The following is a 17565-nucleotide window of genomic DNA, read 5'->3' as shown; positions in this document are numbered from 1 at the left end:
TTCCTCTATCTCTGTGTTGCAATGGTTTATTACTTTAAATCAGCGCAAAAAATTAAAGTCTGTTGTGGCACAGAGGCCTAAAGAAGAATATTTTTAAGAAATTTGAACTCTTATAGTTTAGATATTTCTATACTCAGCTCGTTTTTAACGATAAAGTCATGTTTAATAAGTAGTATTTTTTAACATTAATATCATACAGCTAATAAAAATGAGTTTTTATACAGAACTACAAGTCCGTTATACAGATTTTGACACGATTGATTTATCTACTGAAAAGCAAAAAATTCTAGAAATATTAACTATGTTAGCTGAAGGTGCAACTCATGAGGATCTCTATAATGACTTAGTGAGTGCCTTTGCTAATGGACAGGCTGACCTTAATATTGACCCTATTTATTGCGAAATAATAATAGAAAAAATTACCGCCCTATTTCCACATGCAAATTTTGAATGTCGAGGGTTAGGAGAAGAGTATTTTTATACATGGATTCTTTGTGTTGAAAATGGGCAGATTATTTTTAGCAGCAAGCCTTGGGAAACTGAAAATCCTTTTATATAAGAATAATCATACGTTCATATTGTTTTGTACGTTTTAACCTACAAACTTTTAGGGATTTTGCGGATTGGCGATACCCTGCTTTTTTCCTATGATGAGTTCATACAGGAACAGGATGTTCCGGAACACAAAACAACAATAATAGGTTCATGCATCAGGAGCGTGAGATACGACAGGAGTCATATCTAGTACCCAAATACGAAAAAGCCCAACAGGATGTTGGGCTTTTTTTATGGTCATTTAAAAATGATATTAAAGCTAACCTATAGCGGACTATGTGCCTGTTCTTGCTTTTTATGACGTATCCAACGTATTCCCAAAATAACAGCAATAACCACCACAATCGCAACAAGCGCAGGAACTAACAAAGCTGAAACCGAAAGTAAGATTGCCCCAATCCACTCCCCTGTAGCAACAACAAAATTTCCTAAGCCACCTGTGGTTGCAGTTGAAACACCGCGCGCAGCGACTGTACTCATTTGCACCACACCTGCCGTACCACCGCCTACAATAATCGCTGCCGCCCAACTGGCAAACTGAGACATTTCTCCACTACTAACCGCCATGGTCGCTAATGTACCCGCGATCATGGCCGCAGGAGTTGCGACTGTGTCTAAGGCATTATCGACCCACGGAATATAGTAAGCCGCAACTTCACACACCGTTGCCACGCCCAAAGCTAAACACACCGATGGCAGAGCTAACCATTCAAAACCTCTCGATGGCTCAAACCATCCCATCATAGTGGCAATGCTCATGACCAGTAGCGGTACAAACACGCGAAAACCGCAGGCAGCGCTCAGGCCCACGCCAATACATAAACCCAATATTGTTTCCATAACGGTTTCCTTTTCATGCCCATCACGGGTCTTGTTATGTAAGTCTTATTTTTAAATTAGCAAAAAGCCCCATCGGGTGACAGGGCTTTTTGTTAAATGCGAACGCAAATATTATTTCATTCTTAACGTTTAAATTGTGTGCAGTAGCATTTCGTGCAAGGTGGTAAAGGGTCGGTATTAATTTCTAAAAACACTCTATGTCCGCACTGAGCACAGAAGTAGAAGCCTGTTCCGGGTTTTTCGCCAGCTGTTACCATGATTACATTCCTATAATCGTATATATATTAAACAGGAATATAACCCACTTAAAGTGAATGTCAATTGTCCATTTCGCCCGATGATGATGGCATAAATGCAAAAAATGTTATTTGTACGATTTATCTTACACAGATTTAGGGATTTAGCGGATTGGCTACCCTCTGCTTTTTTTCTAATATGAACTCATACAGGAACAGGATGTTCCGGAACACAAAACAACAATAATAGGTTCATGCATCAGGATCGTGAGATACGACAGGAGTCATATTTAGCAACCAAATACGAAAAAGCCCGACAGGATGTCGGGCTTTTTTTATATTCTTATTTTTCTATTACAGATAACCTTATACTTACCTCATTCAATAAGACCATTGAATTAGTCAAAATTTATAAATAACTTCTGACTCTTTTAAACCCAATTATTATTTTTTACAAAAACTTATGTATCTTCAATTCAAGTATCTTTTCTTGTTAATAATCTTATTAATTCATTTAATGAACATACTTTAATGTCAAATCTCTGTATAACTTTATTTATATTAGCAGGGAACATAACAGAATTTTTTCCAGCATTTTTCCCTCTGTCCTCTGTACAAAAAAAGTCATTTCCAATTGCATAATGTGCAGACAATATATCTCCATCTACCCACTCAGCGATTGCTTCTGAAAATTCTTTTTCGCTAAATTGCCTTTTACTATTCATATATAAAGCTTTTTTCAATAAAAAATAAGTAAAACTTCCACATCCCATCTCAGCAATAAAGTTACTACATTCATATAATTTTTCCGCAAAACTCCAAAAATCCTCAATTTCCACTTTCATTTTATTAGGAATTTCAGGGCTACGCACGGTTCCCAAATTAGTCATAGGAATAACTTTAAAACCTAATTGTTCAGCTAACTCTAATGATTCTTTAAGCCTAGGATGCAAACCTAGATGTGAGTCTAGATTTGGACTAATACTCATTCTTCCATGAATTTTGCTGTCTAAAGCTTTATCTAACTCTTCAAATTCAAATTTTGGGCTATACCCCTTCATAAACTCTAAACGTTTCTTTTTTTGTAACGACTCTAATGAAATAGCAATCTCAGAAATATAAGGCTGTATATTGCCCAGTAATATTTGATTATTAATATATTCATGCTCAGATGTTTCCTTTCGAACCACCTTTTCCCAAATATTTGAATCGAAAGTTACCTTAAACATTTTCTCAACATACTTTAAATTTACTATAGCTATCAGTAATTACTACACCTAGAAAGGTTATAAACAATTACCACTGAGTTACTTCCTAAAAGTAAAAACCCCATCATCAAGATAGGGTCTTTTAGAATAAATTTCAATCAGTTATAGACTAAATATTAAGCTACTTGGCCTTCTAAAAAGTCTTGCGCAAAACGCTGTAATACACCGCCCGCTTCATATACAGAAACTTCTTCTTCTGTATCTAAACGGCAAGTCACAGGTACTTCAAGAATCTCTTCTTTACCATCCGCTGTAGCACGTTCAATCACTAAAGTTAAAGTCGAACGCGGCGCAATATTACCAATCACGCTATAAAGCTCTGTACCATCTAGATTTAAAGTCTTGCGGTTTACACCTGGTTTAAACTCAAGTGGTAACACGCCCATACCTACCAAGTTAGTACGGTGAATACGCTCAAAACCTTCTGCTACAATTGCTTCAACACCTGCAAGGCGAACACCTTTCGCAGCCCAGTCACGGCTTGAACCCTGACCGTAGTCAGCACCCGCAATAATGATTAACGGTTGCTTACGGTTCATGTAGGTTTCAATCGCTTCCCACATACGCATCACTTCGCCTTCTGGCTCTACACGCGCTTTTGAACCTTGCTTAATAGTACCGTCTGAACGAACCACCATTTCGTTATAGAGTTTCGGGTTGGCAAATGTTGCACGTTGTGCAGTCAAATGGTCACCACGGTGCGTTGCGTATGAGTTGAAGTCTTCTTCTGGTACGCCCATTTTGTGAAGGTATTCACCCGCAGCCGAGTCCATCAAAATCGCATTTGAAGGCGACAAGTGGTCGGTGGTGATGTTGTCACCCAAAATCGCAAGTGGACGCATGTTCGCCAAAGTACGTGGTGCAGCCAAAGCCCCTTCCCAGTATGGTGGACGGCGGATGTAAGTACTTTGTGGACGCCAGTCGTAAAGTGGGCTTTTCGCTTGCTCAACTTCGCCCAAGTCAAACATTGGAATGTAGACTTTACGGAACTGTTCAGGTTTCACGGCTTGCTTAACTAACGCATCAATTTCAGCGTCAGATGGCCAAATGTCTTTGAGATAAATCGGGTTACCGTCTTTGTCATGACCTAACGCATCTTTTTCGATGTCAAAACGAATCGTACCTGCAATTGCATACGCCACGACAAGCGGTGGAGATGCCAAGAACGCTTGTTTTGCATAAGGATGGATACGACCATCGAAGTTACGGTTACCAGAGAGTACTGCTGTTGCGTACAAGTCACGGTCAATAATTTCTTGTTGAATGACTGGATCTAACGCGCCCGACATACCATTACACGTCGTACAAGCGTAAGCCACAATACCAAAACCAAGTTGTTCTAAGTCTTTTAGAACACCCGCTTCTTCAAGGTAAAGTGCAGCCGCTTTTGAACCCGGTGCAAATGATGATTTCACCCAAGGTTTACGAACTAAACCTAGCTCATTTGCCTTACGTGCCAACAAACCTGCCGCCACGGTGTTACGTGGGTTTGAGGTGTTAGTACATGAAGTAATTGCAGCAATGATGATTGCGCCATCTGGCATTAAGCCATCGTCGCGGTTTTCAACAACACCTGCAATGCCTTTTTCTTTAAGGTCAGCAGTAGAAACGCGTGCATGTGGGTTTGATGGACCAGCAATATTACGCGTTACTTTTGATAGATCAAAACGAAGTACACGTGGGTATTCCGCTTTGGTCATATCAGATGCCCATAGGCCGATTTCTTTTGCGTACTGTTCAACCAATGCCACTTGAGCATCTTCACGGCCTGTTAGGCGTAAGTAGTCGATTGTGTTTTGGTCGATGTAGAACATCGCAGCCGTAGCGCCATATTCTGGTGTCATGTTCGAAATGGTTGCACGGTCGCCTACAGACATGCTGTCAGCACCTTCACCAAAGAACTCAAGGTAAGCACCAACCACACGCTCTTTACGCAAGAACTCTGTTAGAGCAAGTACGATATCTGTTGCGGTAATGCCTGCCTGACGCTGACCTACAAACTCAACACCAATAATGTCTGGTAGACGCATCCAAGATGCACGGCCCAACATCACGTTTTCAGCTTCTAAGCCACCCACACCCACAGAAATTACGCCCAAAGCGTCTGTATGTGGTGTATGTGAGTCGGTACCTACGCATGTGTCTGGGAATGCCACGCCATCACGCGCCTGAATCACCGGAGACATTTTCTCTAGGTTAATCTGGTGCATAATGCCGTTCCCCGCAGGGATTACATCGACATTTTTAAATGCTGTTTTAGTCCACTCAATAAAGTGAAAACGGTCTTCGTTACGGCGGTCTTCAACAGCACGGTTTTTTGCAAAAGCGTCTGGGTCAGCACCACCGTATTCCACTGCTAAAGAGTGGTCGACAATCAGCTGAGTCGGTACAACTGGGTTAACTTTAGATGGGTCGCCACCTTTGTCAGCAATCGCATCACGTAAGCCTGCAAGGTCAACCAATGCAGTTTGACCCAAGATGTCATGACACACCACGCGCGCTGGATACCAAGGAAAGTCCAAGTCCTGACGGCGTTCAATCAACTGCGTTAAATAAGCAGCTAAGTTCTCGGCATCGGCACGGCGTACCAATTGCTCAGCGAGTACTTTAGAGGTGTAAGGCAGTTTTTCGTATGCGCCTGGCTGAATATCTTCAACGGCTTGACGCACGTCGTAATATTCAAGCTGGGTTCCTGCCAGCGGTTTACGGTATTTTGTGTTCATTAACCACGCTCCGCCAATGGTTTAAATTCGAGGTTTTCAGGGCCTGTGTAGTTCGCGCTTGGACGAATGATTTTGCCGTCTTGACGTTGTTCAATCACGTGTGCTGACCAGCCTGCTGTACGTGCAATCACGAACAATGGTGTGAACATTGCAGTTGGAACACCCATTAAGTGATAGCTCACCGCACTGAACCAGTCGAGGTTCGGGAACATATTTTTCACTTCTTTCATCACTGCTTCTAAACGCTCAGCGATGAGGTACATTTTGGTGTTCTCTTGCGCTTCTGCTAAGTCATGCGCCACTTTCTTGATCACTTCGTTACGTGGGTCAGAAACTGTATATACAGGGTGACCAAAACCGATCACAACTTCTTTATTTTCAACACGTTTACGGATGTCAGCTTCCGCTTCATCTGCGTTGTCGTAACGTTGTTGAATCACGAATGCAACTTCGTTCGCACCACCGTGCTTAGGTCCACGAAGTGCGCCAATACCGCCAGTAATTGCCGAGTACATGTCTGAGCCTGTACCTGCAACTACACGTGATGTAAATGTTGATGCGTTGAACTCATGCTCAGCATACAAAATAAGAGATGTATGCATTGCTTGAATCCATTCTTCAGATGGTTTTTCGCCATGAAGTAAATGTAAGAAATGCGCTGCAATTGAGTCGTCATCAGTTTCAACTTCAATGCGACGACCATTGTTGCTGAAGTGGTACCAATAAAGCAGCATTGAGCCTAGGCTTGCCATTAATTTATCAGCAATATCTTTTGCGCCAGCTTCGTTGTGGTCTTCATGTTCTGGTGTTAAACAACCTAGCACTGAAACACCTGTACGCATCACGTCCATTGGGTGTGCAGACGGTGGTAATTGTTCAAGTGCTGTTTTAAGCGCTGCTGGTAAGCCACGAAGTGCTTTTAATTTTGCTTTATAGGCTTTGAGTTCAGCTTTGTTTGGTAATTTGCCATGTACGAGCAAGTGAGCAACTTCTTCAAACTGGCTACCCGCCGCAAGGTCAAGAATGTCATAACCACGATAGTGCAAGTCGTTACCGCTACGTCCTACGGTACACAGTGCTGTGTTGCCTGCAACTTGTCCGCTAAGTGCAACTGATTTTTTTGGTTTGAAGCCTGTTGTTGTTTCATTTGAGCTCATAAGATTGTCCTTTCCTATCTATTTAAATTATTTGGGGAACACGGCATATGTACCGTGTTTTACTTCTTATTTCTTTTTAGCAAATGCGTTGTCTAAGTAGTCTTCAAACGCATAGTAGTTAATGCGTTCATATAACTCTTTACGCGTTTGCATAATATCAACCACGTTCTTTTGTGTACCTTCTTTACGTAAGGTTTCATACACAGTTTCGGCTGCTTTGTTCATGGCACGGAAAGCAGAAAGCGGATAAAGCGCAAGGCTTACATCGGCAGATGCTAACTCTTCTGTAGTAAACAGTGGTGTAGAACCAAACTCTGTGATGTTTGCCAAAATTGGAGCGCCAGTCTTCTGAGCAAATTGCTTGTACATATCAAGCTCAGTAATTGCTTCAGGGAACAACATGTCTGCACCCGCTTCAATGTAGGCACCTGCACGGTCAATTGCAGCTTGTAAGCCATCTACGGCTAAGGCATCGGTACGTGCCATAATCACGAAGCTGTCATCACCACGCGCATCAACCGCTGCTTTAATACGGTCAACCATTTCTTCTTGAGTCACAATGGCTTTGTTCGGACGGTGACCACAACGTTTTGCGCCCACTTGGTCTTCAATGTGCATTGCCGCAGCACCAAACTTGATGAGTGCTTTTGTAGTACGGGCAATGTTAAATGCAGAAGCACCAAAACCTGTGTCGGCATCAACCAATAATGGAAGATCACATACATCGGTAATACGGCGTACATCAGTCAACACATCATCAAGGTTACTAATTCCCAAATCAGGTAAGCCTAAAGAACCAGCGGCTACACCACCACCTGATAAGTAAATCGCTTTATAACCTGCACGTTTTGCCAAAAGTGCATGATTGGCGTTGATGGTTCCAACCACTTGTAATGGCTTTTCTTGGGCTACTGCATCGCGAAATAGCTGACCTGCGGATTGTTTAGCCATTGTTATGTTCTCCTTGTGCTTGTAGCAGTGTTTGCTCAATAATTTTGTAAGAAGCATTGATATGTCGATGCATGAGCAGCTCGGCAAGTTCACCATCGCCTTCTGCAATTGCATCTAAAATACGGATGTGTTCGTCCCAAGCTTTGCTCGGTCGATCGGGTGTGTTTGAAAATTGAATTCGGTACATGCGGATGAGATGATAAAGCTCATCACATAGCATTTTTTCTAGGGTTTTATTGCCACTACTTTTGATAATGCAGTAGTGAAAATCGTCCTGCCCTTCTTGCAAGTAATATCCTTTACCTGCTTTAAAGTTTTCATCTTCGGCATGCATACGCAATACATCACGCAGCGCCAAGATTTGCTTTTTATCAATATGCTGTGCAGCAAGTTTGCAGGCCAAACCTTCTAAAGACGCACGAATCTGGTAAAGCTCTTTGAACTGTTGCAGTGAGAGCGAAACCACGCGCGCGCCCACATGTGCAGTACGCTCAACCAAACGTTGCCCTTCAAGGCGATGAATCGCTTCACGTAAAGGCCCACGACTAATGCCATAAGTACGTGCTAGCTCAGGCTCAGAAATCTTGCTACCTGCCGGAATTTGACCCAAAACAATCGCCGTCTGTATTTGTTTAAATACATTCTCGGTCAGTGTTCTTCCCTGACTTTGTAATGGCTCTGGTGCGTAGGTCAAATCTTGCATATTGTCGACAATTTTTAATCAATTATGAGTTTTATAGCGGCATGAATGAAAAAAATCAAGGTGATTGTTGACACTTTACAGAACGCATCAGGTCAATTTTTATCGTTAGACCTGTTATCTCACCTTATATTTAAACCATTAAACCACTTGCCAATTAGTATTTATAAAACAGTTATTTAATATTATTTTACCTATAGATGTATGGCACTTTTTTAGCTGCTTTTCGACCGCTAATCTTTTGTTTCAAACTTTAGTCTACAACCAATGTATTACAGCAAGATTGTAGACAATCTGCTTGAATGAAAGCATGAGTTATAAATTAGTATCTATTTACCGTAATTTCTTTTAAATCTTTTTATCATTTTCATCCAGAAAATATCGATATTAGTGAAATTATCAGGTGCTTCACGGTAGCTTTATTGATACATTATTGAACATCGACATAGTTGTGGCGTATTTTTCGAGACAGAAAAAACCGAGCACTATGCATATTGTTGAATGAAAGGACTTTTTTGATGTTTCAACATATCCCCCCATACGCAGGCGATCCAATTCTCTCTTTAATGGAACAGTTCAACGCTGATACTCGTTCTGGAAAAGTAAACTTGAGTATTGGTCTTTATTATAACGAAGACAGTATTGTTCCTCAGTTAGAGACCATTATTGAAGCGCAAAAGCGTATCGAGCCTAAAAACGGTAAAACCAAACTTTATTTGCCAATGGAAGGCTTCAAACCTTACCGTGAAGCAATTCAAGCACTTTTATTTGGTGCAAACAGCCCAGCAGTTAAAGCTGGCCGTGCTGTAACCATCCAAACGCTTGGTGGTTCAGGTGCATTGAAAGTTGGTGCAGATTTCTTAAAAACTTATTTCCCAAATTCTGACGTTTGGGTAAGCCAACCAACTTGGGATAACCACGTTGCGATTTTCAATGGCGCTGGCATCAAAACTCATTTCTACCCATACTTCGACAACGAAACGCGTGGTGTAGATTTTGACGGTATGTTGTCTACACTTAAAACTTTGCCTGAGCAAAGCATTGTGTTATTGCACCCATGCTGCCACAACCCAACGGGTGCTGACTTAAACCCAGCACAATGGGACCAAGTGATTGCAGTATTAAAAGACCGTAACCTTATTCCATTCCTAGACATCGCTTACCAAGGTTTTGGTGACGGTATGGAAGAAGATGCGTATGCAATCCGTGCTTTAGACCAAGCGGGTCTAAACTTCATTGTGAGCAACTCTTTCTCTAAAATCTTCTCTTTATATGGCGAGCGCGTTGGCGGCTTAACTTTCGTATGTGACGATGCAGAAGCTGCTCAGTGCACATTCGGTCAGTTAAAAGCGACTGTACGCCGTATTTACTCTAGCCCTCCTACTACAGGCGCTTGGTTAGTTGATGAAGTGTTAAATGACGCTGAACTTAACCAACAATGGCAAGGCGAAGTAAAAGAGATGCGTGAGCGTATTATTAAAATGCGTAGCATCTTGAAAGACGAACTTACTAAAGCATTACCAGACCGTGACTTTAGCTACCTTGTAAACCAAAAAGGTATGTTCAGTTACACAGGTTTAACTGCTGAGCAAGTTGATATCTTGCGTGAAGAATATGCAATCTACTTAGTACGTAGTGGCCGTATTTGTGTAGCAGGTTTAAACATGAATAATGTTTACACTGTTGCTAAAGCAGTTGCAGAAGTGCTTGCTAAATCAACAGAAGCAGCATAATACATCTATTAAAAAAGGCGCTTCGGCGCCTTTTTTTATGTCTCGGTATTAAGATTTAGCCTTGCCCCAATATTTCAGTTTTGAGGTATTTCCAATACCTACATTAAAACTGTTGCTTGGATCGAGTTTTTGATAGAAATTTGCTAAGGCAGGCTTGGCAATGTAGAGATGCCCAACATTATGCTCTGCCGGATACTCAGCACGGCGCGCATCGAGTAGCTTCCACATTTGATGTTCCATTTCTAAAGGGTCATGGCCCTTTTTAAGAATATAGTCCTGATGGAAAACATGACAAAAGAAATGCCCATAATAGAGTTTATGGATGATTTTCTTTTCCATATCGGCTGGTAGTTGCTCTACCCACTCGCGGTCATTACGACGTAACGCAATATCAAGCGCCACAATATCTTCAACTTCACTACGGTGTGTATCGCGGTAACGAATTGCCGCCCCTGCAATCGCAAAACGGTGTAAGAATGCCTTTCGTCCTTCTTCTTCGCTACATATGAAATAGCTACCTGAATGATGCACTGCAAAATATTCTTTTAAAAACTGCTCGGTCTGAGCTTTTGAATTATTTTCAACACGTAGCACTAAATGATGCTCATAACGATCTCGATATTCGGTCATACGCTTCGGTAAATGACTCGGTAAAAAGAAGGTAATGGCCTGTAAAATATGATCCGTTAAGCCTTTAATTTTAAATCGTTCTAAGAAGCCATCGACTTTGTCTTTCATCGCGAAGGCTTTTGGAACATTAGCTGTACCAAATTTCTCAATAAATAAGAATGTGTCTTTTCCGTACTTTTCACCAATCAAATAAGCATCTCGGTGAATATATTCACCTGCAATTGGTAAACTTGGCAGTGAGGTTAGTAAGTAACGACGAATGGCTGTTAAGTCATCGGCATCATTCGTACCAATATAAAAGACATTGCTCTCTACTTTTTCATAGGTATCAAGACGTACCGCAAACACACAAACTTTACCTGCCGAACCCGATGCCTCAAACAAGCGTGATGGGTCTGCATTAAAACGAGCAGGCGTATCTTCATCAACTTGCGTCACATCATGCGCATAACGATGGTCCGATGCCTGCTTTTCGCCATCATCTAAAATATCTACGGCTTGATATTTCTGCTTCTCTAAACGAGTCAAAATTTCTTCAGGAGTCGAACCTAAATTCACTCCTAAATGGTTTACCAGTTCTAGTTGACCAGCAGCATTGACCTGAGCATATAACGCCAGTTCAGTATACGCAGGGCCACGGCGTACCAATGCACCGCCCGAGTTATTACACACACCACCAAGTACTGATGCACCTATACAGGATGAACCAATTACTGAATGTGGCTCACGGTCATAACCTTTTAAAATTTGCTCCAAATTATCTAAGGTCGCACCCGGTAAACAAATCACTTGCTTACCCTCGTGAATGACCTGAATGCCCTTTAATCGGCGGGTACTCATGACCAAAACAGGACGATCATAATCATCGCCATATGGGGTTGAACCGCCAGTGAGTCCTGTATTGGCCGCCTGCATAATCACAATACAGTCTGCCTCAATTGCAGCTTGGAGCACCTGCCATTGCTCTAGTAATGTGCCCGGTACCACCACAGCCAGCACTTTCCCCTCACCAAAACGACGACCTTGGCGGTACTGACGTGTGCTTTGATCATCGGTCAAAACATAAGAGCGCCCTACAATATTTTGTATGCGTTCGATCACTGCTTGAGGAGAAAATGTTTGCATGATGGTTTCCTTTTGGTCATCCATTTATCAAATTAGACCAACACGGCGGTATCTTACCGTTTGTAATTTATAATTTAATTAGCTCATTCTCTAATGTGAATCAGCCCTATATTTACTATCGTGGTTGGCGGCATGGATGCCGCCGTTTCGATGCGGTAGCAAGGACGTACCGTCATCGAAACTAAAGTTTTTGGTTACTTTTTTAAAAAAGTAACGTCAATTAACTACTTACATTGAACCTTTTCCGATAAGACTCTGTCGTGCCAATATCATCAAAGTTAATAAAAAAATGTTAGAGCTTCATCGCCTGTACTAAACAATCCGCATTAATATCCGAAATCGATTTCGCACCCGTGAGCGTCATCGCAACACGCATTTCTTTATCGATCAAATCAAGTAAGTTCGAGACCCCTTGTCCACCTGCTGCTGCCAAGGCATAAACAAACGCACGGCCAAGTAAAACCGTATCGGCCCCAAGTGCCAACATACGCACCACGTCTAAACCATTACGAATGCCTGAGTCAGCCAAAATCGCCAAATCACCTTTAACGGCCTCGGCAATTGCAGGCAACGCACGAGCAGACGACATCACACCATCTAACTGACGACCACCATGATTCGACACCACAATACCGTCAGCACCAAAACGCACCGCATCTTTGGCATCTTCAGGATCTAAAATGCCCTTAATCACCATTGGGCCATCCCAAAATTCACGAATCCACTCAAGGTCTTTCCATGAAATCGATGGGTCAAAGTTCGAGCCTAACCAACCAATATAGTCTTCAAGCCCAGTCGGTTTACCTAAATATTTAGAGATATTGCCCAAGTCGTGCGGACGGCCCATTAAGCCGACATTCCATGACCAATGTGGGTGGAACATAGACTGCATATAACGGCGCATCGCAGCATTTGGCCCACTCATACCCGAATGAGCATCACGGTAACGTGCACCTGGCACAGGCATATCTACGGTAAATACCAGTGTTGAGCAGCCTGCTGCTTTTGCACGTTCCAAAGCATTACGCATAAAACCACGGTCACGTAATACATAAAGCTGGAACCACATTGGACGGTTAATTGCAGGTGCAACTTCTTCAATCGGACACACCGAAACCGTTGAAAGTGTAAATGGAATGCCCTTTTTATCGGCTGCCATTGCGGCTTGCACTTCACCACGGCGTGCATACATACCTGTTAAACCCACAGGCGCTAATGCAACCGGCATCGACAGCGTTTCATTAAACAGTTTTGTCTCTAAACTTAACGCTGACATGTCATTGAGTACACGTTGACGCAATGCAATTTCTGACAAATCTTGTACGTTACGCTTTAAGGTATATTCCGAATACGCTCCACCATCGATGTAGTGAAATAAAAATGGAGGTAAGCGACGTTGTGCCGCAGCACGATAATCATTGCCAGAAGAAATAATCATTTTGAATCAACTCTATTTAAACGATTTGCACGTTTCTGGCGAGCTTCATCTTCATCCAGAGAACGCACATGATTAATCACAAATTCAATATGACCGCAGACAGCTTGGCGTGCGGCCTCGGGATCTTTACGATCAATAGCATCCATCACCTGAAAATGTTGCTCGCTTAGCAAGTCACCATTTACGGGGTCGTTATAAACTTTTTTACGTCCTAACAAGACGTTGTATTGCAGCAAATCAAATAGACTTCGCATCATTTGGATCAGCACCACATTGTGAGATGCTTCAGCAATCGCTAAGTGGAATTCAGCATCGGCCACCGCAGCCTGTGCTGAGTCACCTGCATTTTGATGGCGACTAATTTCATTAAAATAATGATGAATTTTGGCACGATCCTCAGGCGTTGAACGTAATGCGGCATACCATGCAGTCCCCCCTTCAAGTACCAAACGCGCCTCTTGCACATCAAAACGGTATAACGGATCTTCTTCAATCAGGTTGCTGATTGGGTTCACAATCAGTTGCTGGGGCCATTGTTCAGGTAATTGCTGAATATAAGTTCCATCGCCACGGCGACTAATCAGTACACCTTGACTATTGAGCTGTTGAATTGCTTCACGTAAGGATGGACGAGAAACTCCTAAACTAGTTGCAAGCTGGCGCTCGGCAGGCAAACGATCACCTTTTTTCATGTGACGCTCTTCAATTAATGCCTGCAATTTCATGACCACTTGATCGGAGATTCTCATCGCGTTTCCTTCACTGGAGTTATGGAATCATCCACGGAACCAGATAAGCCTGAACCGTAATAATGATGCCAACAAAGACAGTGAATATGATGCTATGTTTTACCGTGAAACGGAACAAGTCAGACTCTTTTCCAACTAACCCTACTGCGGCACAAGCAATCGCAATCGACTGAGGGGAAATCATCTTACCAGTTACACCACCGCTGGTATTAGCAGCGACCAATAACACTTCCGGAATACCAATTTGCTGAGCTGTAGTTGCCTGTAGTGCCGAGAACAAAGCATTTGAAGAAGTGTCTGAACCAGTAAGGAACACACCAAGCCAACCCAAAAACGGTGAGAAGAAAGTAAACGCATGACCCGTATGCGATAGAGCCAAAGCCAAAGTTGCAGATAAACCTGAATAGTTCGCAATAAAAGCAAATGCCAACACCATACCAATCGAGTAAATCGGTGTTTTTAACTCATTAAGCGTTTCACCAAAGGTCGTTACAGCTTCACTTGCTTTCATTTTTAAGAAAATAGCAGTGATGATTGCGGCAATAAAAATTGCAGTACCTGTTGCAGAGAACCAGTCAAACTTATAAATCGCTTCGTATGGTTTCATCTCTGCCACAATTGGCGGCATTTTTTCGACCAATTTGTGCAAATACGGTACTTCAAGTTTAAAAATCCAGTGTTCAAGAGCACCATCTTTTGCAAATAATGCTTTAAATGGCTTAACGCTCCAGATGGTCACCATCACTGTTAAAATCGCAAATGGAGACCATGCCTTAGCAATTTTTCCAATGCTATAACGTTGAACCGTAGTAGGTTGTTGAGTTAAAGTTTGACCCGCCTCAGGTTCAAAACGGAAAATATGTTTGGGTTTCCAAACACGGAACAGTAAAGTTAAGCTCACCAATGATGCAATTGCAGCGGTAATATCTGGTAACTCAGGGCCAATAAAGTTAGATGTAAGATACTGGGCAATCGCAAAAGCGCCACCACCGACTAACACCGCAGGCCAAGTTTCTTTAACACCACGCCAGCCATCCATAATCGCCATAATCCAAAACAGCACAATAATGACTAAAAATGGCAACTGACGACCCACCATTTGGCTAATTTCCATGGTGTCTACACCAGAAACCTGCCCCGCCACAATAATTGGAATACCCATTGCACCAAATGCCACTGGCGCCGTATTTACAATCAAGCATAAACCAGCAGCGTAAAGTGGCTTAAAGCCTAAACCAACAAGGAGTGCAGCGGTAATTGCTACAGGAGCACCAAAACCCGCCGCCCCTTCAAGGAAAGTACCGAATGCAAAACCAACCAATAGCATTTGCAGACGTTGGTCTTCGGTAATCGACAAAATGCTTGAGCGAATAATCTCAAACTGGCCTGTTTTTACCGAAATTTTGTATAGAAAAACTGCCCCGATAATGATCCATGAAATTGGCCATAGACCGTAGAAGAAACCGTAAATGATTGACGCAAAGGCCATTTGACCCGGCATTTGATAGAAAAATAGTGCAATCAATAATGCAATAATGACTGTGCCTGTACCCGCAATACTACCTTTTAAACGAAAAACTGCTAATGCCAAAAAGAAGAAAATAATCGGGATTAATGCAACCGCACTGGACAGCCAAATATTATTTAAAGGGTCATAAAGTTGTTGCCACATATTGAGCATTGTCATCTCCTTGAAATGCCGGGGCGAATTTTTGTACCTTAAATTTTTAAACATTTAACACAATTGGTATGACCAATTAAAAATTAAGTGCAAATGTTACTCCTTAAACCACAGACCGCATCATAAACACAGATGCTGGTAAGATCAATTATTAAATAATCACTATAATTGGTAAGACCAATAGTACTAAGTAAAATCAAGCTCTTTCTAATTTAGAAATTTTCTTATTAGACTAAAGTCGCAAAAATCTTTCTTATAAATTTAGATATGAACTACAGAAATGAAGTGAAAAATTTGAATATAAAAACTATAAACATACCTATTTGATGATCTATGTATAATGTGCACACAACTCAAACCACATGTATTGAATTGAATAATGACTACTTTAACGTGTTTTAAAGCTTATGATATCCGAGGCAAACTCGGCACCGAATTGAATGAAGAAATCGCCTATAAAATTGGCCGTGCTTACGGACAAATCTATAAACCAAAGACTGTTGTTGTAGGTTGTGATATTCGTTTAAGCAGTGAGGATTTAAAACAAGCGACGATCCGCGGTTTAAATGATGCGGGTGTGAATGTGCTTGATTTAGGCATGACAGGAACTGAAGAAGTCTATTTCGCCGCTTTCCATTTAGATGTGCAAGGTGGTATCGAAGTTACTGCCAGTCATAACCCAATGGACTATAACGGCATGAAATTAGTACGAGAAAATGCTCGTCCAATTAGTGCTGATACCGGTTTAAAAGAAATTCAGGCTTTAGCAGAAACCAATAACTTTGAAGAAGTTAGTCAAAAAGGCACAACTCAAAGTTATAACATTTTACCTGAGTTCGTTGATCACTTAATCACCTACATTGAACCTGCAAAAATCCGCCCCCTTAAATTGGTGGTAAACGCAGGTAATGGGGCTGCGGGTCATGTCATTGATGCCATTGAAGAAAAATTTAAAACGCTTAACGTACCTATTGAATTTATTAAAATTCACCATGAAGCAGATGGTACTTTCCCAAATGGCATTCCTAACCCAATTTTAATTGAAAACCGTGACAGTACCCGTAATGCCGTCATTGAGCATAAAGCAGATATGGGAATTGCTTGGGACGGCGACTTTGACCGCTGTTTCTTGTTTGATGAGAAGGGCCAATTTATTGAAGGCTACTATATTGTTGGACTCTTGGCTCAAGCTTTCTTAATCAAACAGTCAGGCGAAAAAATTGTTCATGACCCACGTTTAGTCTGGAACACATTTGATATCGTCGATGAATACAAAGGCATTGCCGTACAGTCAAAATCTGGACATGCATTCATTAAAGATGTCATGCGTGAACACAATGCCGTATATGGCGGAGAAATGAGTGCCCATCACTATTTCCGTGACTTTGCTTACTGCGACAGCGGTATGATTCCTTGGTTACTCACCGTTGCTCTACTCTCTGAAACAGGACAATCTCTTTCAACACTCGTTGAAAATATGATTACCAAGTTTCCTTGTAGTGGTGAAATCAACTTTAAAGTAGCTGATACACAAACCACTATTCAAAAGATTTTCGACTTCTATACCGATCAAAATCCACAAATTGACCGTACCGATGGTGTAAGCCTTGACTTTAGCGCATGGCGTTTTAACGTCCGTGCTTCAAATACCGAGCCTTTATTACGTCTCAATATTGAAAGCCGTGCAGACCGTCAGGCTCAGCCAATGCAATATTATGTAGATGAGTTAACCAGATTAATTCAAAGCTAATCAAAAATAAAAAAGGAGCAATTTGCTCC

At 41.8% G+C, this 17565-nt stretch carries 15 protein-coding genes; 4 read left to right on the top strand and 11 right to left on the bottom strand.

Going from position 1 to position 17565, the window contains the following annotated elements:
- Positions 1-208: 208 nt before the first annotated feature.
- Positions 209-559 carry a hypothetical protein gene (locus tag ACTJJH_RS13720; protein WP_013199238.1) on the top strand — a complete coding sequence of 117 codons (351 nt, stop codon included), beginning with the start codon at positions 209-211 and terminating at the stop codon, positions 557-559.
- A gap of 260 nt (positions 560-819) precedes the next feature.
- Here the strand turns inward: ACTJJH_RS13720 and ACTJJH_RS13715 are convergent, their stop codons facing one another.
- From ACTJJH_RS13715 to ACTJJH_RS13685, 7 genes are all read right to left on the bottom strand, one after another.
- Positions 820-1395 carry a DUF4126 domain-containing protein gene (locus tag ACTJJH_RS13715; RefSeq protein WP_440601294.1) on the bottom strand — a complete coding sequence of 192 codons (576 nt, stop codon included), beginning with the start codon at positions 1393-1395 and terminating at the stop codon, positions 820-822.
- Between the two features lie 122 nt (positions 1396-1517).
- The gene (locus ACTJJH_RS13710; RefSeq protein ID WP_001983336.1) at positions 1518-1652 is read right to left on the bottom strand and encodes a zinc ribbon-containing protein; all 135 of its coding nucleotides are present in this window, start codon (positions 1650-1652) and stop codon (positions 1518-1520) included.
- 455 nt (positions 1653-2107) lie between these two features.
- Positions 2108-2860: a hypothetical protein gene (locus tag ACTJJH_RS13705; protein WP_440601293.1), complete on the bottom strand. Its 753-nt coding sequence runs from the start codon at positions 2858-2860 to the stop codon at positions 2108-2110.
- Positions 2861-3015: 155 nt separating this feature from the next.
- Positions 3016-5622 carry a Fe/S-dependent 2-methylisocitrate dehydratase AcnD gene (gene acnD / locus ACTJJH_RS13700; protein WP_440601292.1) on the bottom strand — a complete coding sequence of 869 codons (2607 nt, stop codon included), beginning with the start codon at positions 5620-5622 and terminating at the stop codon, positions 3016-3018.
- Entirely contained in the window at positions 5622-6779 is a 1158-nt protein-coding gene (gene prpC, locus ACTJJH_RS13695; RefSeq protein WP_004795430.1) for a bifunctional 2-methylcitrate synthase/citrate synthase, read from the bottom strand. The genes acnD and prpC overlap by 1 nt, the downstream gene beginning before the upstream one ends.
- Before the next feature lie 66 nt (positions 6780-6845).
- On the bottom strand, positions 6846-7730 hold the full coding sequence (gene prpB / locus ACTJJH_RS13690) for a methylisocitrate lyase (protein WP_004706036.1): 885 nt from the start codon (positions 7728-7730) through the stop codon (positions 6846-6848).
- The gene (locus tag ACTJJH_RS13685; protein ID WP_014208068.1) at positions 7723-8433 is read right to left on the bottom strand and encodes a GntR family transcriptional regulator; all 711 of its coding nucleotides are present in this window, start codon (positions 8431-8433) and stop codon (positions 7723-7725) included. The genes prpB and ACTJJH_RS13685 overlap by 8 nt, the downstream gene beginning before the upstream one ends.
- A gap of 45 nt (positions 8434-8478) precedes the next feature.
- Here ACTJJH_RS13685 and ACTJJH_RS13680 point away from each other — a divergent pair, with 45 nt between their 5' ends.
- Positions 8479-8613 carry a hypothetical protein gene (locus ACTJJH_RS13680; RefSeq protein WP_206224409.1) on the top strand — a complete coding sequence of 45 codons (135 nt, stop codon included), beginning with the start codon at positions 8479-8481 and terminating at the stop codon, positions 8611-8613.
- 335 nt (positions 8614-8948) lie between these two features.
- Positions 8949-10163 carry an amino acid aminotransferase gene (locus tag ACTJJH_RS13675; RefSeq protein ID WP_013199242.1) on the top strand — a complete coding sequence of 405 codons (1215 nt, stop codon included), beginning with the start codon at positions 8949-8951 and terminating at the stop codon, positions 10161-10163.
- A gap of 48 nt (positions 10164-10211) precedes the next feature.
- Here the strand turns inward: ACTJJH_RS13675 and dld are convergent, their stop codons facing one another.
- The 4 genes from dld to lldP form a co-directional block, all read right to left on the bottom strand.
- Complete coding sequence (gene dld, locus ACTJJH_RS13670; protein WP_440601291.1) at positions 10212-11918, bottom strand: D-lactate dehydrogenase; 1707 nt, start codon at positions 11916-11918, stop codon at positions 10212-10214.
- Between the two features lie 292 nt (positions 11919-12210).
- Positions 12211-13356, bottom strand: coding sequence for an FMN-dependent L-lactate dehydrogenase LldD (lldD, locus tag ACTJJH_RS13665; RefSeq protein WP_182004447.1), 1146 nt, complete (start codon positions 13354-13356; stop codon positions 12211-12213).
- A complete protein-coding gene (gene lldR / locus ACTJJH_RS13660; RefSeq protein ID WP_001222772.1) occupies positions 13353-14105 on the bottom strand; it encodes a transcriptional regulator LldR in 753 nt (250 codons plus the stop codon). Before lldR ends, lldD begins: the two co-directional genes overlap by 4 nt.
- 19 nt (positions 14106-14124) lie before the next feature.
- Positions 14125-15792: an L-lactate permease gene (lldP, locus tag ACTJJH_RS13655; RefSeq protein WP_170832242.1), complete on the bottom strand. Its 1668-nt coding sequence runs from the start codon at positions 15790-15792 to the stop codon at positions 14125-14127.
- Positions 15793-16165: 373 nt separating this feature from the next.
- Between lldP and ACTJJH_RS13650 the strand changes: the two genes are divergently transcribed.
- The gene (locus ACTJJH_RS13650; RefSeq protein WP_440601290.1) at positions 16166-17536 is read left to right on the top strand and encodes a phosphomannomutase CpsG; all 1371 of its coding nucleotides are present in this window, start codon (positions 16166-16168) and stop codon (positions 17534-17536) included.
- The last annotated feature ends 29 nt before the right edge of the window (positions 17537-17565 follow it).

Origin of the sequence: Acinetobacter sp. 22301, from assembly GCF_052045285.1 — a bacterium.
Lineage (GTDB): Bacteria > Pseudomonadota > Gammaproteobacteria > Pseudomonadales > Moraxellaceae > Acinetobacter > Acinetobacter pittii.
This window is presented reverse-complemented; position numbering and strand designations above follow the sequence as displayed.

What these genes read in the sequence shown, in the direction of transcription:
- ACTJJH_RS13720 (WP_013199238.1), top strand. Translation starts at nt 209, where the DNA reads ATGAGTTTTTATACAGAACTACAAGTCCGTTATACAGATTTTGACACG.
- ACTJJH_RS13715 (WP_440601294.1), bottom strand. Translation starts at nt 1,395, where the DNA reads ATGGAAACAATATTGGGTTTATGTATTGGCGTGGGCCTGAGCGCTGCC.
- ACTJJH_RS13710 (WP_001983336.1), bottom strand. Translation starts at nt 1,652, where the DNA reads ATGGTAACAGCTGGCGAAAAACCCGGAACAGGCTTCTACTTCTGTGCT.
- ACTJJH_RS13705 (WP_440601293.1), bottom strand. Translation starts at nt 2,860, where the DNA reads ATGTTTAAGGTAACTTTCGATTCAAATATTTGGGAAAAGGTGGTTCGA.
- acnD (WP_440601292.1), bottom strand. Translation starts at nt 5,622, where the DNA reads ATGAACACAAAATACCGTAAACCGCTGGCAGGAACCCAGCTTGAATAT.
- prpC (WP_004795430.1), bottom strand. Translation starts at nt 6,779, where the DNA reads ATGAGCTCAAATGAAACAACAACAGGCTTCAAACCAAAAAAATCAGTT.
- prpB (WP_004706036.1), bottom strand. Translation starts at nt 7,730, where the DNA reads ATGGCTAAACAATCCGCAGGTCAGCTATTTCGCGATGCAGTAGCCCAA.
- ACTJJH_RS13685 (WP_014208068.1), bottom strand. Translation starts at nt 8,433, where the DNA reads ATGCAAGATTTGACCTACGCACCAGAGCCATTACAAAGTCAGGGAAGA.
- ACTJJH_RS13680 (WP_206224409.1), top strand. Translation starts at nt 8,479, where the DNA reads ATGAAAAAAATCAAGGTGATTGTTGACACTTTACAGAACGCATCAGGT.
- ACTJJH_RS13675 (WP_013199242.1), top strand. Translation starts at nt 8,949, where the DNA reads ATGTTTCAACATATCCCCCCATACGCAGGCGATCCAATTCTCTCTTTA.
- dld (WP_440601291.1), bottom strand. Translation starts at nt 11,918, where the DNA reads ATGCAAACATTTTCTCCTCAAGCAGTGATCGAACGCATACAAAATATT.
- lldD (WP_182004447.1), bottom strand. Translation starts at nt 13,356, where the DNA reads ATGATTATTTCTTCTGGCAATGATTATCGTGCTGCGGCACAACGTCGC.
- lldR (WP_001222772.1), bottom strand. Translation starts at nt 14,105, where the DNA reads ATGAGAATCTCCGATCAAGTGGTCATGAAATTGCAGGCATTAATTGAA.
- lldP (WP_170832242.1), bottom strand. Translation starts at nt 15,792, where the DNA reads ATGACAATGCTCAATATGTGGCAACAACTTTATGACCCTTTAAATAAT.
- ACTJJH_RS13650 (WP_440601290.1), top strand. Translation starts at nt 16,166, where the DNA reads ATGACTACTTTAACGTGTTTTAAAGCTTATGATATCCGAGGCAAACTC.